Annotated in this window: 16 protein-coding genes; 11 read left to right on the forward strand and 5 right to left on the reverse strand. The window is 45.3% G+C overall.

The window, feature by feature from the left end; translation table 11 throughout:
* Positions 1–200: 200 nt before the first annotated feature.
* Together ACM64D_RS01285 and ACM64D_RS01290 are read left to right on the forward strand one after the other, a co-directional pair.
* Positions 201–491 (forward strand): helix-turn-helix domain-containing protein, encoded by a 291-nt coding sequence (locus tag ACM64D_RS01285; protein ID WP_415061371.1) that lies wholly within the window; start codon positions 201–203, stop codon positions 489–491.
* A gap of 1 nt (position 492) precedes the next feature.
* Entirely contained in the window at positions 493–1359 is an 867-nt protein-coding gene (locus ACM64D_RS01290) for a hypothetical protein (RefSeq protein WP_415061372.1), read from the forward strand.
* A 197-nt stretch (positions 1360–1556) separates the two neighbouring features.
* Here the strand turns inward: ACM64D_RS01290 and ACM64D_RS01295 are convergent, their stop codons facing one another.
* From ACM64D_RS01295 to ACM64D_RS01310, 4 genes are all read right to left on the reverse strand, one after another.
* On the reverse strand, positions 1557–3488 hold the full coding sequence (locus ACM64D_RS01295) for a S8 family serine peptidase (RefSeq protein ID WP_415061373.1): 1932 nt from the start codon (positions 3486–3488) through the stop codon (positions 1557–1559).
* Positions 3478–3873, reverse strand: a complete 396-nt coding sequence (locus ACM64D_RS01300; protein ID WP_415061374.1) for a hypothetical protein — start codon at positions 3871–3873, stop codon at positions 3478–3480. The genes ACM64D_RS01295 and ACM64D_RS01300 overlap by 11 nt, the downstream gene beginning before the upstream one ends.
* Positions 3874–4024: 151 nt before the next feature.
* The gene (locus tag ACM64D_RS01305) at positions 4025–5047 is read right to left on the reverse strand and encodes an alpha/beta fold hydrolase (protein ID WP_415061375.1); all 1023 of its coding nucleotides are present in this window, start codon (positions 5045–5047) and stop codon (positions 4025–4027) included.
* Positions 5048–5056: 9 nt separating this feature from the next.
* Entirely contained in the window at positions 5057–5638 is a 582-nt protein-coding gene (locus ACM64D_RS01310) for a hypothetical protein (RefSeq protein ID WP_415061376.1), read from the reverse strand.
* Between the two features lie 286 nt (positions 5639–5924).
* Between ACM64D_RS01310 and ACM64D_RS01315 the strand changes: the two genes are divergently transcribed.
* From ACM64D_RS01315 to ACM64D_RS01330, 4 genes are all read left to right on the forward strand, one after another.
* Complete coding sequence (locus ACM64D_RS01315) at positions 5925–7067, forward strand: hypothetical protein (RefSeq protein WP_415061377.1); 1143 nt, start codon at positions 5925–5927, stop codon at positions 7065–7067.
* A gap of 284 nt (positions 7068–7351) precedes the next feature.
* Positions 7352–8035 carry a FliG C-terminal domain-containing protein gene (locus ACM64D_RS01320; protein ID WP_415061378.1) on the forward strand — a complete coding sequence of 228 codons (684 nt, stop codon included), beginning with the start codon at positions 7352–7354 and terminating at the stop codon, positions 8033–8035.
* A gap of 320 nt (positions 8036–8355) precedes the next feature.
* On the forward strand, positions 8356–10086 hold the full coding sequence (locus ACM64D_RS01325; RefSeq protein ID WP_415061379.1) for a hypothetical protein: 1731 nt from the start codon (positions 8356–8358) through the stop codon (positions 10084–10086).
* Positions 10083–10721: a pyroglutamyl-peptidase I gene (locus tag ACM64D_RS01330; RefSeq protein ID WP_415061380.1), complete on the forward strand. Its 639-nt coding sequence runs from the start codon at positions 10083–10085 to the stop codon at positions 10719–10721. Before ACM64D_RS01325 ends, ACM64D_RS01330 begins: the two co-directional genes overlap by 4 nt.
* 24 nt (positions 10722–10745) lie before the next feature.
* On the opposite strand, the gene ACM64D_RS01335 is transcribed toward ACM64D_RS01330, so the two are convergent.
* Complete coding sequence (locus ACM64D_RS01335) at positions 10746–11831, reverse strand: OmpA family protein (RefSeq protein WP_415061381.1); 1086 nt, start codon at positions 11829–11831, stop codon at positions 10746–10748.
* 411 nt (positions 11832–12242) lie between these two features.
* Here ACM64D_RS01335 and ACM64D_RS01340 point away from each other — a divergent pair, with 411 nt between their 5' ends.
* From ACM64D_RS01340 to ACM64D_RS01360, 5 genes are all read left to right on the forward strand, one after another.
* A complete protein-coding gene (locus ACM64D_RS01340) occupies positions 12243–12491 on the forward strand; it encodes a KH domain-containing protein (RefSeq protein ID WP_415061414.1) in 249 nt (82 codons plus the stop codon).
* 141 nt (positions 12492–12632) lie between these two features.
* Entirely contained in the window at positions 12633–13418 is a 786-nt protein-coding gene (locus ACM64D_RS01345) for a hypothetical protein (RefSeq protein WP_415061382.1), read from the forward strand.
* Positions 13419–13429: 11 nt separating this feature from the next.
* Entirely contained in the window at positions 13430–14224 is a 795-nt protein-coding gene (locus tag ACM64D_RS01350; RefSeq protein ID WP_415061383.1) for a hypothetical protein, read from the forward strand.
* Complete coding sequence (locus ACM64D_RS01355) at positions 14221–14739, forward strand: hypothetical protein (protein WP_415061384.1); 519 nt, start codon at positions 14221–14223, stop codon at positions 14737–14739. Before ACM64D_RS01350 ends, ACM64D_RS01355 begins: the two co-directional genes overlap by 4 nt.
* The gene (locus tag ACM64D_RS01360; RefSeq protein ID WP_415061385.1) at positions 14708–15943 is read left to right on the forward strand and encodes a type II secretion system protein; all 1236 of its coding nucleotides are present in this window, start codon (positions 14708–14710) and stop codon (positions 15941–15943) included. Before ACM64D_RS01355 ends, ACM64D_RS01360 begins: the two co-directional genes overlap by 32 nt.
* Positions 15944–15955: the final 12 nt, after the last annotated feature.

Consider the following 15955-nt stretch of genomic DNA (forward strand, 5'->3'; position numbering starts at 1 on the left):
ACTCTAAACCCGGGTTACGAAAGTAATCCGGGTTTTTTTTTGCCTTCCACTTCCAACTGATGAATGCCAACAAAAAGAATTGTTATTTCCCCAACAGGTACCAGAGTTACTCCGGGTAGGATGTGTCTCGTAAGAGAGATAGTCGTCTCTGGGACGAGAATTGACTATATTATCTTGTTTATAGCCGAGACCATAGAGCCATGAGTCTCGGAAAGCATTTATCTCGCATCATGAAGGAACGTGGTCTGTCGCTGGCCGCCTTATCGAAGGCCTCAGGCGTTTCAAAGCAGACAATTCACGGTTGGACAGCGGGACGGCGTGTACATGATATTTCTCAACTAAAGAAAGTCGCGACAGTTTTGAAAATGCCTTTACACGATCTTCTTTTTGGGGAGCCTGATCCTTTTCTTTCCGCTCCAGCAGTCATTCTCAAGGAACTTTTTAGCGGTGATATTCGAGTGACTATTCATAAAATCGAAGAAAGAAGCTAGCGTGAAGAGGCTTGGTCTATTTGTTTTCTTTTTCTTGGCGTCCATTTCCTTTGAAAGTCTTGGCGCACAGATAAAGAAAATCAAAGATGGAAAAGTGCTTATTTACCTGCAGAAATTGGATGCCATGGCTGGGGAAGAGCTTGTTGTCATTGATTCTTTGGGTTCTGAAATTGCGCGAGTTTCTATCAAACAGGTTAAAAACGATCGAGCCATTGGCTTGGTAGTAGGGGGAACTCCGACTATTGATGCTTATGTCATAAGAGATCGAGGTTTAGGAGGGTCGGATGGCTATGAGACAGACACCACCTCGTCGAATACCAAGGGTTGGTTTCTAGGGGCCGGGTACAACATGGCTCGACCTCGAATTGAAGGGAAGGGCTTCACAGCAAGTACGGGAGAAAACATTGATTTGGCTCTTGAGTATTCACCAGCCACTTACTTTGATATCGGATACGTATCTGCTTATACACACTCTTTGGGATTCTTTTTTTCGCTTGGGCTCGAGGCGGAGAGATCTCTTTCATCCTTGGATGTGACTCCGGGTTATTCCCATAAAGGTCAGCTTAATAGCGCGTCTGTTCGGACTAGTCATATTGATCTTGGCGCAACATACGGATTGAGAGTTTGGGAGCAGTCTCTTTTCCTGTTCACGGGTATTTCGAAATTGAATTTGACGTTTTCCTTGCCGGGAGTTCACGATATTTCAGGATCCGAACTCGGGGTATTTGGGGGAGTCGGTTCTGTCTTTTTAAAGCACTATCTATTCAAATTGAACTATACGTTGGTGCATAAGTCAGAAACGTCAGGTGATGCAAAAGTTGAATTTGATTTCTCTGGAGTGGCGGCAGGTATCTCGTACTTGTTTTGATCAGTACTGATTAAGCTATATGGAGTTGCTCCTATGGCAGACTAGAGGGCATTGAATTTTTTCGCAGATCTGCTTGCGGATTCAGGAGCCATCGACGTTGAGGCATACGAACACAATGCAATCAGTGAGTTAATGCCAGTACAAATTTAGAACACTAAATCATCAATTGTCAGGAATCATGGCGGTTCTTAGGGAAGCTATTTTATCGTAATGACGGGAGTTGCCGGTTTCTTTATGAAAGCGAGTGAGCCCATGACGTTTAGAACTTTGCCGGTGGAGGTCTTTTCTTTAAGACCATTCATGGCAGTTCCGCCGTTTAAAATGGCTTCTTTGACATCAGAAAGACTGTAGTTGGGATTGTAGGCCCAAACTAAGGCGGCAGCGCCTGTTACATGGGGGGTGGCCATGGAGGTGCCAGCGATGATTTTGTAAGAGTTGGTTGCAGAGGTCAGAGCATGGGTCTTGATACCAAAAATTTTAACTCCAAAGTCATTGTTCTGAGAGTTGGTATTCAGTTGAAAGCCTAAGGTGCAGACTGTCTTTGCGCAGGTTTTACTGATATCAAGAGCAGGACCTAGCACCCAGGTAGGATGATCTTTTACTGGGCCCCAAGAAGATCCTTTTCTTAAAGCGATACCCCAATTTCCCGTGAGATTACCAGGTAGCTGTAATGGTTCATTGAAGTGGACAGATGGATTTGTGAAAATATCTGTGCCGATAACGTTTCTATCAACGGCCAATCTTAGGTAGTCGACGTTCTTTTCAAGATCAATACTAATAGAGAGTTCTAAAAGAACCTTGTCAGCATCAGGAAAGTTATATGTTTTATATGCAGAAGAACGAAGGTTATGATTATAATTATTCGAATTTCGATCATAATTTATTGGGTTTTTAAGATTTTTCTCAGTTGAGTCCCTCAACCAATTGGCATCGGCGCTTTGATACCATCCGTTTTGAAAGTCCTCTTCGTATAAAATTTCTGTCGTGGGAGATAAACCTAATATGTTGGTTCCTGGGGCTGAGATTTGAACAGAGGTTTTTCCGTAGTTGGAGTAATCAGCGAGAGCGAAGGCTTGATCGACAGCTCCGACGCAGATTACGTTGTTTAAACCAGTGCTGAAGTTACATGGAACTTGTTTCATATTGGGTAGATCATTGTTATCACCCACTCCATCGGCGCCTCCATTTCCGGAAGATACTATGAATAGGATATTTTCGGCGTTGCCAATGGCGGTGAGGTAGGCGAGATCATCGAGCTTCCCTGTTGGGCCGCCGAGGCTCATGTTGATTATCTTTGCTCCGAAGGAGACGGCGTAAGAAATGCCGGCAATGATGTTGGCTGTGGTTCCTGCGCCCAGATCGTTTAAAACTTTCACTGGCATTATTTTGGCTTTCCAGCAGACGCCGGTGGAGCCTTTGCTGTTGTTGCCTTCAGCGGCGATGGTGGAGGCGACGTGGGTGCCGTGACCGGAAATGATGTCGGTAGGATCATTTGTTCCATCCACCGGATTGTAACCGTGGGAACCATCGACTGGGTTTGTCCAGAGATTGTTTACCAAGTCTTCGTGATCCAGTTTGGCTCCGGAATCAAGCACAGCCACAATGACAGAAGAGCAGTCTGTGATGATATCCCAAGCCGCCGTTGCGGAAATGTCGCGACCGGCGGTGCCTGGATTATTCTCATCTTTGATAAGGTCTTGGGCCTGATTGATTGGCTCAATCTTTTGCCCGTTATTTTGCAACCCCCATAGCTTTCCAAAGTGAGGATCATCGGGAATCGCGGTGGGGTGATAGATATAGTTGGGTTGAACGAACTCCACATCTTCATGGGATTGAAGGCGTTTTATAGCGGCCGCCACAGGTTCGTTTTTTTCTAGCTTGAGGTGAAGGAATCGTCCCTCTCTATCTAGGTTCATGGCATCCACGGCTTTAAATGATCTTATGGCAATTGCCTTGGTAAAGCTCTTAATGGCAAAGGCGGATCTTTTATGTGTTTTGACTCCGACGATAACTTCGCCTTCGACAAAATGAGATTCACCAAGAGTGTGGTTCTTTTCTTGCGCGGATGTGCAGCCCAGAAGAGTGATCGTGATGAAGAGAGATAGAATGAAATTAGATTTACTGAACATTGAATGAAACCTCTTCAGAAGGAAGGGATTTCGCAGAAGTCCCCGTGTTAGGATCATTTAGGTCACTATAGGCTAAAACCTTGAGATAATATTTTCCGGCAGGTATCTCGGAAAGGGTGACCCTGACTTTGCCATCTTGCTCGGTATTTCCCGCAATATCGACGGTTCGAAGAGAGGCATCTAGAGCAAACCCCAAGGAGGTGCCCACATAGACTTTATAGCCACCGCGGGTTTTAACCGATGTCTCGGGGTTGGCTTGAAATTCCACGTCGATATTTTTAACAATCGGTTTACTCTCTGAACTTTGAAAGCCGCTGTTTCCGCTACAAGCAGAGAGGGCGATCAATGCCGCGAAAGTCACTGGCGTTATTTTTAGCTTATTCATGACTTCATTTTCCCAATGGGAAAATGAGAATTATACTTAAATCCCTTTGGGGGGACGTAAAACTCCCATACGAGAAATGGGAAAGAGGTTAAAGTGATCTTCGACCAGTCTCTCATTAGGGACGAAAGCTAGACGAAGATCGAAGGGGAGATTAAAGATTTTTGCTGAAGACTTTCCAGAAAGCTTCGAAGTCTTCGATAAAAGGCATGTGACCAAGGCCTTTTAGCATAATCAGTTTGGAGTGAGGGATCATTTTTGAGACCTCTTTGCTGATTACTGGATAGTTGCCCATTTTCTTTTTCATATCCTCGGCGGCCCATGCTTTGCCGATGGCGGTGCGGTCTCTATCGCCGATGATAAGAACGGTGGGGACTTTAAGGTTTTTAAATTCGTAATACACAGGTTGTGTAAAAATCATGTCTGAAGTTAAAGCGGCATTCCAAGCTATGCGAGCATAGTCGGGGCCTTCGAGCCATCCTGTAGGAATCTCAAGCCATTTATCGTACTCCGTTTTCCATTTGCCGTCGTAGTAACTATCAAGCTGATACTTTTTTATTTTTTCAGGAGAGCTTGTAAGCTCTGCTTTATAGGACTCATCGATATTTCGATAAGGGGTCATCGTTTTCCAGTCTTCAAGACCGATAGGATTTACCAGGAATAGCTTGGTGACCTGCTCGGGATACATTAGGGTAAAACGGCTTGCGAGCATTCCTCCCATGGAGTGCCCTAGCAGATAGAACTTGTCGATATTCAAACTCTTTAAAAGTTTATAAGTATTCTCTGCTAGAGTTTGAAAACTGTATTGGTAGTTTTGTGGCTTAGAAGACTTTCCAAAACCGATTTGGTCGGGGACAATGACTCGATAGCCTTCTTGGTTCAGCCCCAGAATAACACTTTCAAAGTAAGCTCCAGGAAAATTTTTTCCATGTAGCAGAACAATCACCTTATCGCTCGGGCGACCGGCAGGAATATCCATATAGGCCATTTTAAGATCTTGTTCCTGCGAGCGCAGAGAGAAGAACTTCACGGGAAATGGATATGTATAGGTGCTGAGCTCTGCATCGAGACCTTTTGATTCTTTTTGAGCGGGAGAAGAGGGGGCGAGCGCCGTCGTTGTTTTCGAGGCGCAACCAAGAAAAAGAAAACATACAGATAGCAGAGGGATGAACTTCATAATAGTCTCCTATTGCTGTGGGCTTGTCGCTCCTGGATTAGGGGGAGTTGTCGGTACCGGTGCAGGTGCTTTTTGTTGTTGAACGGTTGCATCTGCCGCCGAAGAGGCCTTGTTCGTGGTGGGTGAGGGCTCCTGAGGAGGGGCCACTTTGTTGAGCTCATTCATTGTGTAAGTGCGACCGACTTCGAAAATTTTATTTTTCGAACGAATGTCAAACAGACTGGCTTGAATGATGATACCGGGGTTTTCTTCATCAGGAAGGTCCATGACTTCAAGTTCAAGATAGGCTGTGCCTTCTTTCACGCGTTGAATATTCGGACGAGTTTTTCCCAAGATGGCTTTTGCCAACTCTGAGTTCATGCGAATCTCAACGGTCGCGATTGACTGCCACTCAGGGGGAAGTTGTTGAGTTTGAGCCAAAGATTCGAAGTCCTTGTTGATCATCTCGGTAAGCTGCTGAGCGGGAGTTAGTTGAACACAGGCACTTTCTTTTTTATCGCCTTTTACAGGTTTTGTTTCCTCTTTCAGAGTTAGAAAGGCTAAAACTCCGGCGGCTACGATAATGAGTGCTCCCAAGACCTTATAAATCATGTCTCCCCCTTGCTCCTTGCTATTATTGGAAAGTTTTTGATGAGCCTCAAAGCCTTTCCCCGGAGGGACCAAAATCGCTTCTTCAGGCTAGGTCCCCAAATAATCCTAAACCTCTGAAATTCCACATTAAAAAGTGTCTTTGAGGGGCCCTTGTCAAAGAAATCGACACAGGCTGAGACAGGGAGGGGGAGGGGGTAAATGAGGAAAATACAGTAAATACAGATATTTACAGCGATGAGGTAAACGTGGCACTGAGATTGGAAGTAAATGATTGAGAGAGGTGTCTATGAATGCGCTCACTAGAATAGCAGCATTGTCCTTTATGGTAGGACTTTATGTGGGATGTTCCCCCGTGAAGTTCTCTTTGGACGATAGCAAATGTAAGGAGAGTGGTTGTGTTGTTGAAAATGGGAAGTATTCCTTCAACTACGCAACAACGGCCGGTTACGGGAAGGTCGATATTCTAATCGTGAACGATAACTCTGCTTCGATGTCCTTTGAGCAGGCTCGATTGGCACCTCGTTTTGCAAACTTTATTTCGGACTTAGATAGTAGGCATATTGATTACCGTATTGCGATGACAACAACGGATGTCAGTGGTTCAGGTTCTTTGCAGGGCGGAAATCTCATCTATTATAAAGAGGGAACAGCCTTCCTGACTCCGAACCATACAGATCGATTCACTTTATTTAATCAGACGATTCAAAGGCCTGAGACTTTGTCTTGCGAAAAGTTTATTGCTAACTGGATTCGTGACAACGGTGGCAACACAAGTTCCATCAATTCAAATGCCTATTCGGCGGCCTATTTGGCAAACTGCCCTTCGGGAGACGAACGAGGCGTTTATGCTGCGAATCTCGTGATTAAGAACAACCCCTCGAGCTTTATTCGAGCGGATGCTCATTTGGCGATTATTTTCTTATCTGATGAAGATGAACGAAGTGGCCTTTATGGAAGCCAAGGTTATACGCTGGAAGACTTTGATCATCCAGGCAACTTAATCACGAACGTGAAAAGTACTTTGGGTGTAGATAAGTACAACTCTCTGAGTGTTCACGCGATTGTAGTGAAAGATCAGGCTTGTTTGAATCAACAAAACAGTCAGACTTTAGATAGCTACAGCCCGACAACAGGACTAGTAAGAGGAAGCATTGGCAAAAAGTATATGGAGTTCACCGATGTTGGTTGGGGTAATGCCGCAGACATCTGTTCGAGCGATTACACGAGCCAGCTGGGTCAGATCCGTTCGAAGATCACGGATCGTATTAAAGATGTTTTGTTGAATTGTTCGAATCCGACGGATTTGGTTGTCACTGTGTCAGGAAGTCCTGTTGCACACTGGTTGGATGGGAAGACTTTAAAGTTCAATCAGTATCTGGAGCCAGGCACGAGTGTCAGTCTTTCATATAAGTGTGAGTCGTTAAACTAAACTAAACTCAACACTTATGAAAAGACATCGTATTGGAAGAGCAAGGCAAGGCCCTTGCTCTTTTTGTTTTTTCCGCCGCAAAAACCGTTTTGCCTACGGAAAATACGTCCTAAATCAAGAAATCAAAATGAGACATCCTCTTTGGAAAGTTGCTGGAAATTGTTGAACTCTTAGACGACCACGGGACTCAGAAGCCTTGGCGCGATCAATCTTTTTTGATAGCCACATTTTTATCGCTTAGTGCTTTAGTCCTGAAAGTCATTTCCGATAAATCAATCATGGGCATGTTAGACAGATACAAAAAAAAAGGTGGCTTCTTTCAACTTCTTCAACTTTTAGAGACTTCACCGACGGCAAAACGTGAGCAGTTCCTAGGGCTCATCGCCGCCGAGAGTCCTGCGTGGGAGGATGCTCTTCGCAAAAGAATCCTTACCATCAACAGAGTTTATAGTTGGGATAGTCAGTATCTGGTCGAGGTGTTCTCTCGTGTGCCGCCTTTGACGTTGGCCAATGCAATGCATGGCAACCCCTCTGAGCAGGTCGAGCAGCTTCTTAGTTGTCTGCCGCCGATTTCGCGTAGAAAAATCGGTGATTTGATGGCCGAGTCTAATCCGAATCCAGCGGAGAAAGCGACTTGCATTGCAAAGCTTCTTTCGGAAGTTCGTGGGTACATCTCGCAAGGAATTATCCGTCTTGAAAAAGTGGATCCTGATCTGCTTATCCCTGAAAATGTTGAAGAGATGTTAAGTATGGGTGGGTATACCACTCCTTTAAATTTCGAAACAACGTCTGACAAAGAGTCAGCGCCCGCGTCTTCAGCATCGCCGTCTGAAGCCGATCCAAGCACCCAACAGGAAGTCGACTTCTTACGAAGAAAAATGAACCAGTTGGCTTCAGAGGTCAATGCGCTTAAGCATGAAAATTCTGTTCTTAAGGATAAGCTTTCGCAGATCAAAAAGATCGCTTAGAGCTGGGAATCCTATTCAATTAAATCATCAACGGCGTACCACAGGTGCGCCGTTTTCTTTTTCGCCTTTGGTGCTCTCGCTTCGAATTAAAATCTCCTGAAAATGAAGTTCCGACCCCCGGCATTCTGAAGAATTTAAAATGTGAGGACTCTTTGGCGGATTTCGTGAATTTGTCATGTTGTTTTCTCTGAATGAGGCGCATTTTCATAGGGGAAAATTCAATTTTCTGAAATTCTGTAAACACTTTAGACAAAGTGAGTTTTTTCTAAACCTAGCCTAACCTTCGGTCGATAAATTCTGTGAAGTACGTGAGGTAGAAAATGTCATCGCAGATTTTCAGCATATTTGTTGGATCGTTTTTGGTTGTCTCTTCCACAGCACAAGCACAGTCTTTTTCGGGGACTCCTCAGCTTGATTTAGAGTCCCAGTTCTATCAAGAGTTGGCTCGCGAATCCGGTGTGGATGTGCCTACGGCGAAGGGGCTTTTTGAGGAAGTTCCAGATGGACTGAGTACCAAAGATATCAAGCCGGATTGTGACCCTCGTCGTTTTGAAGACAGTGTTATTGGCAAGAAGTTGTCGACGGCGCAGTACTATGAGACGGTAAAAAAATATTTTGCGAAATGCTCAGGCGAGTTAACACGCAAATCCACATTGGGTGTTTTGGGACTTCTTAAGTTCTCCAACTTCCAATATCCTTTCTTATCGCATCCTCAGGTTAAAGAGTTCTTAATCAAACTTCCTGATGGAACTCGTATACCAGGAATTTTAGCGTTGAAGCAGGACCCGCGCCCGCGCCCGTTGGTGATCGTGAGATGTGGGGTGTTTTGCTCCGCCGCTCAAACGGCCTCAATGAAAAGTTATCTGATGCATCTCTTTGATCAAAGCCCTTTCAATGTGCTTATGCTCGCAAATCAAACCGGCATGGACTACATCTACTATAATAAAAAGGTGACAATGGGGGGCTGGTCCGAAGGTTATGAGTCATTGGAGATTGGTAAATGGATGCGCGAGAAGTGGGAATATAAAGATCGCATTTCCAGTATTCACTTTATGGGTATCAGTTTAGGTGGGAATGCGGCGGTGATGGGAGCTGCATTTAATGACAAGTATCTTATGCCAGACGGAAAGAAGATCTTTAATTCCGTGACTGCAATTTGTCCTGTGGTCAGTCTGCGTCCGACCCTAGATCGCCTTTATGGAGGTCAGATCGTGGGACGAATTTTTTCAAAGATGACAAAGGATCATTTCAAAGAAGCGCGCAACTATGTTGAGGATGTTCCAGATCTAATTTCTGATGAGAAAATTCCTTCAAGTCGTTTAGGTATGGCTGACTATATTGGGAATCTTTCTTCGACCTCGTTGCAGAGACGCGGAATTGCAAGTACTCCACAGACATTCTTTAAGAGTAATAACTTCTGGAATTGGAAGGAAGAAGTAAAAACACCTCTTTTGGTGTGGGCATCGAAGGATGATATGGTGGTAAATAATGCCATCAATGCGGAGGTGGTAGAACATGACGACTTTTATGAGAAATCACCACTGGTGGGAGTCTTGAACTTGAAGTATGGCAATCACTGTGGATTTTCCTCCGCTTATGGAGCTCATGCTTCGGCCGCGGTTTTGAGGACTTTCGTTCTGAATAACAGTCCTGAATTTATCGAGAGCTATAGTAAGAAACAGGAATTGCCATGGACATTTGGTTTCAAAAAGTTGAGCTCAGAGTATGAGCATGTAGGGCAGAATTGGAACTTCTACTCACAATCGGATCAGGTTAAAGTGACATTCCGTATCTTCAATTGGAATGGTGGAAACGAATGTGGAGGTCAGGGGCCCTGGGCGGCAGATGCTTCATGTACGACTTCACGCGAGTATTGGTTGCCGATCTCATCTTTGAAGTCAATGGGCGCGCGGGTTCCACGAACTGAGGCGGAGGCCCAGGCTTTAACTCGAGAATTCAACACAAAAGTTGAATTTCGTATTAAAGGTCACCCGTTGAATGGTACAAATAGCCATGACTTCTATATGACATGGAGAAGCAACTTCGAGTGATAAAAAGTTCTAGAATTCTAGTGACGGGCTTTCGTCCTTTTCAGGGTGAAAGCATCAATCCCAGCGAAATCCTTCTTGAGTGGATCAAGAAGGATTTTTCAGTTAAGCATGGTGTAGACACCTTGCTTCTGCCAGTGTCATTTAACCAGGGTCCATTGGTTTTGCTGGAACAACTATCCATCAAGTCCTACGACGTCATCCTTCTGCTGGGACAGGCTGGTGGGCGAAGTAAGGTGTCGTTGGAGCGAGTGGCATTGAATTGGATTGAAACAGAGAAGCCAGACGAAGATCAACACACTCCTCAGCAGGGTGTTATTGAGGAAGGTGTGGAACCCGCCTTATTTTCGCATCTTCCTTTAAGTGAGTGGAAAGAACAGATCGTAAAAATGAATCTGCCTCTTGAGGTGTCTTTGAGTGCCGGGGGCTATGTCTGTAACTATGTCTACTTTCAGGCTTTAAGGCACATTCAAAAGAATCAGCTGTCGAGTAAGGCCTGTTTTATTCATGTACCCTATTTGCCAGAGCAGGTTGTTGATAAAGGGAATGCACCTTCTCTGGATTTGGAAACAATGAAAAACATTCTTCGTCTGATCTTAGAGCAGTGTTTTGCTCCTAAGGAAGAGCGCAGTTTTTAATCTGCGCTCTTTGGAAGATTTGAATTATTCAATTTTCGATAGGACTTCTCGGAGTTTGGCTTCGTCTTTAACTCCGACAAATACCAGTTCCGCCCGACGATCTGCAGTCATTGAGCCGGTTGAATCTGCAGAGCCTTTTCCTACAGCGACTACGTTAACGTCTTTGAGGCCACCTCTTTGCAGGGCAGAGCGAACTTGATTTGCACGCTGCTCAGAGATTCGTTGGTTGATAGACGCACTTCCTGTGGCGTCGGTATATCCGTGGACTTCGACTTTCTCAAAAAGATCTTTGTTTTCGTTTAGAGCTTTGGCGACACGCGAAAGCTTTTGGCGATCTTTAGTGGAAAGAGCGACTCGGGAGGATGGGAACTTGAACGAAGAGCCTCCAGCGAGACTTGCATAGCTGACATCACGAAGAATGGGCTCTGGTTCTGCTGCGGCAACAGGGCGAGCCGGAGCCACTTTCTCAGGTTCGCGCTGAACGGGATTTTCCGTGGCGGCAGTTTGGCGTACGGAGGGCTTGTAGGCTCCGGGATTCCAACCGATTTGCAGATCGACCAGATACATCGTAACGACACTGCCGGTATTATTCGTTAACCCTTGGGCTCGAGCTCCGAGTCGCGCCAGCCAACTGGGACTTAAATTGAATTCGCGAAGAACTTGAAGACCAACGAATTGGGCGTCTCCTTGTTCTGCAGTTAAGAACTTACCTTGTTCAAAGAGATGGTTGGCAACAATTCCGGCCTGCCAACGACTTTCCCATCGATAGCGAGCGGCTAATTCGAAAGCTCCACCGGTCACGGATGTTTCCTGATTGATTCCGGCTTGGGAGAACTGTTGATTGCTCACTCCATAGCCCAGATCCATGACGAATGGATTTTCGAAGTAGTAGGAACCCAAAAGTTTGATAGAAGCGGGTGTCCCCTCGACGGATCCAACAGTGTCGTAACCGGTGTAACCTCCACCAACTCCGATAAAGGGAAGAACTCCTCTGGGGGCGCGTTCAGCCTCTTCGCGAGAGAACTCAAGGGCACTGGTTGTTGCAGAGTCTTGATTCGCATGTGCAAAGGGGGCGACGCTAAGTAATGCGACTAAGATAATTGTTTTCATGGCAGTCTCCTTTTCTTTTCTGACGTCTTTAGTATTGATCTTGTATTTGCTGGGTCAATTTTTACCGCGCCTAAAGAACCGAAGTTTGTTGAGATAAATAGCTTCTCCTGGGCGTCAGTCCCTAATTGAAATTACCCTGAAGTAATCTTGCAGTGGGAGGATGGAAGATGGTGGGCGTTGCAGATGGTCCATATCTTGGTCAGGGGACAGTGGGGACGTCGAGCCTATTTTGAGCAATGATATTTTGTGAATACTCACAGTTCCGATTGTAAAGTTAGACTTAGATTTCGGAGGTGCGCTGTTATGTCATTGGCCCCAAAGCAACCGTTAGTAATCAGAAGAAGTGTTAACACTGAAGCGAAATTATCAGAGGAAAGTGTTCCTGCGCTCAGTCGAGAAGAAGTGACCTCCATGGTCCGTGAGCATATAGAGTGCTTGTTGAAACTTATCTGTCCATCTCCTAGCGATATAAGCGTGACTGCGGTTCATGGTGAGCGGACGACAATCTTTAAGATCGACTGTAGCCAAAAAAATATTGGAAGAGTTCTGGGTAAGGGTGGTCAGAATATAAATGGACTTCGTAAGTTTATTTTAGCGATTACCTCGAACCATGGCTTCCGCTCGATTGTTGAGGTTCCTTATCATCCAATAGATGTCTAAGGGCTCGGAGAAGGTCCATAGACATTGTGGACATGAGATCAAAGTGGCCGAGAACGCCTCAAAGTCTCGTTCTGAGTCTTCAGGAAAGAAGAGAATCTCACGAAAGTATATAAGTGCTTCAACTTTAGTCTCGAGGTATGTATGGGGAAGGATCTTTCTAGAGGATTGGTTTTTCCGCTGGTGTTTTTATCCAGTGTGAGTTTCGCCGATTGTGTGAAGGTCGACTACAATGCCGTCGGAAGAAAGCCTATTCAAAGTTGCGAGAGGTTGAAGAACGAGTCCCTTTTACCTATTCAATTTGCTCAAGATAAGTCTGTTTGTAAGGATGAAAATCAGGAGAAGTCGCAGGCGGGCCCGCGTCCTGCGGATATTGCTTGTTGTATTGGCAGTATAGGGTGGGAGCTTGTCGGTGGATGCGAAGAGGAGAAGGCCTTTTGCATTGATAACTATGAACCTATGACCGCCAGTGATTATTCCGGGTTTTGCGGAGCGCGGGGAATGGGTTCCTGCGCGCAGAATCTTGGTGGTCAGGAGTTCCTTTCTATTTTGAATCCACCAGCTATTGGGCACTCACGTCTTATTGTTGCTGAAAAAAAGAATCAACCTGAGTCTATAGAGCTGATCCAGGGAAGTGGACGGACCACAGTCTCTATTCCCGAAGTGAAGAGCGAGTGTGATTTGGGACCAGTTTGGCTGCGAGACAATCAGGCGCAAGTGGATAAATGCGTGGTCAAGTCATTGACTCCGTCACATCAAGTGCCAGTTCTTCTTTCTTGTGGGTATTTCAGCCCGAAGCTGGAAAAGTGCTGTTCCAATTACAAGTTTCAATGGGTGCAAGTCAATCGTGGTTGCGCTGAATGTCCACCGCCACCACCGACGTTGAAAGACAGTGATGGACGAGAAATCAATACTAATTGGAGTAACTAGAAGGGGGATTTATGTTGAAAGTAGCCACTGCAATCTTCGCATTTATTTTGCTTGGACAGGGAGCGTGGGCACAAGTGAATCCTTGTGGAGTAAAAGCGGGACGATGTCTCATCACTCCCAAAGTCTCTATCTATAACACCAGCGGCGCTGTTGCTTGTAAGAAACCCTTCGGAGAGAAAGATCCCTCCAAATGTTTGGAGATAGTGCCTGGGACCGGAGCGAACTATGCAACTCCTATCTCTACGATCCCATTGGTGGGGATGATACATTGGTATCGTCTTTCCATATCAAATGTTTCAAATAAAACTCAGACAGTGAAAGTCATTCTTAAAGATCCAGTTGCGAGAATGGATTGGTATGTGATCACCTCCTCGGGGCAGGCAATTGCAGCAGATGCGGATACTCTATTGAAAATCAACTCGAAGGTCAGTGAGGGGCAGACGCGTCGCCAGCTGAAGCCATTTGAAACGGCGGATTTAGGTTTTGTGTTTATGTGCGGAGTGAAGAGCAATACGCAAGCGGATTGTTCGATATTCGCAGAGTGGAGCGATGTTGGCAGTAAAAGCACTGGACAAAATGCATTGACGCTTCTTTCCAATAACTATTCATTGAGTGCTTTTAATTCCTTTCTACCTTTAACAATTTCCATGCTTTCAGAGCCGCAGTTTCTCATTCAAGTAGATGAGGACCAGGGGGCGATATCGGCCAGTATGAGCTCTGCGGCTGAGGTCTATGGTGGACATGGAATCATCAATCAACGATCTTCAATGCCGATGTTCTTATTTAATGGGGGAATTCCATTTTGACGAGTCAGTCGGCGATTTCCCAGAGACTTAGAAATGACAAGGGTCTGTCGATGGTGGAGGCTCTGATCGGCCTTGCTATTGTGCTGATGGGAGCCGTCGCCGTTTCGAAGCTCTCGATATTGGTTTCTCATCAAAAAGGAAACATCGTTAAGAACGAGAAGGCCAAGGCTATCGCCTTGGCAACGGTCTCTCATGTCGCAGGTCTGGACTATCAAAGTATCGTTGATATCTGTCTTGAGCAGAATGTTCTGAATCAGACGAAATCTACTTTTGCATGTGAGCAGCCCTTGGGAGGGCATTCAAAGTCGGAGGCTTCGTACCTTTTGGTGAACAGTTCACCGTTGCGACTTCCCTCCAGTGAGGATGGGGCTGAATCCTACTGTAGTGAATTTGTTAGTTGCCGATTTCTATTTGATTCATCTTTGATGGAAATCAAGTTGAGAACAACCTGGCGTTCAGCTTTGACAAGATCTAGGGAATCCTATGAAGTCACCTTCCGACGTCTTCCAAATTAGTGATCGACGAGGCCTTACAATCATAGAGCTGATCTTTGCCGTGATGGTTTTGGGAATATCCTTGGCTTCTATGGCGGCCTTATTTATTCAAACCTCTCAAAAAGAAACTCAGGTCGTAAAATTCACAGGGCGTAAGCAAGATATTCTGAATTTGGGTGATTTTATTGATAGGCATATTCGACGTGAAAAACCTGCAGCGAGCTTCTTTGTGGGACGTTCAGATGAGTATCCCTTAGGTCCTTTCGTTTTGCCTTTGGCGGATAAGTGTTCGGACCTGTCGGCGGGCGCTGGCTGTAAGGACTCGCAGGCCCTGATTATGGCGTCCCGGGATATCCATCAGACCGCTCTGGTCAAAACAGTATGTATGATAGGGACCAACAACCTCTTGCTTGATGTTGAAGGCGCGGATTATGGAGTCATTAAGAAGAACGGCTCTGTTTTAGAAGTGACAAATGCAAACGAGAACGGATTTCCATCGGGACAAATAGATTTAAACGTAAACTCTTTGTTGCTGATTCAAGGTGCGCAGAATTCGATTGCGCTGCAGGTTCAAACTCCTCCCCAGGTCTATAATGTCAGTTATGATGAGGCGACGGAGACCTTGTCGCCAGCGGAGTTGAATTCAGTGAAGTCATGTTATGAGGGGTTGAAGAGGTATAAGAGTCGAAGTTTGGTGTCAGTGGCGGTGCGACCCGTTGTTTTGAGTGGAGTTACATCCGGCAACCTTGGAGTAAACCCAAGTGAGTACTTTGATCAATTCCCGGGAGTCGCAAGCAACTTCAAGATCTTGAGTCTTGGGATGGATAGTCGAAATTTAAAAACAGCCTCTTTGTTGGAGTGCCGGTTTTCAAATGGAAATTTGTTTTGTGATCCTCAAAAAGAGATTTTAAAGATGAATAGCGTTGTGCATATGAAGCTTTATCTTGATTTCTATTCCAACAAGTCCAAGACTTCTATAAAGACATTTGGCTTGAATGGGTGCGTTTCGGAACTGCCAATATCCAGTTGTGAAACTCTTTTACTAGAGAATAATTATTGCGTTAGTCCCAGCTGCCACTTCGATGAGAATGGTTTGTGGGACACTGGCAAGTTTCATCTGTCACATATTGATTTCGCGAAAGCGATAAAAGTTGTATTCGAATTTGAAGATACTATTGGCGGGAAAACTCAAAAGGTATGGGATTCGCTTGATCTACAAATGTGATGAGTCTGGCAA

Source organism: Bdellovibrio sp., assembly GCF_047637665.1.
GTDB lineage: Bacteria > Bdellovibrionota > Bdellovibrionia > Bdellovibrionales > Bdellovibrionaceae > Bdellovibrio.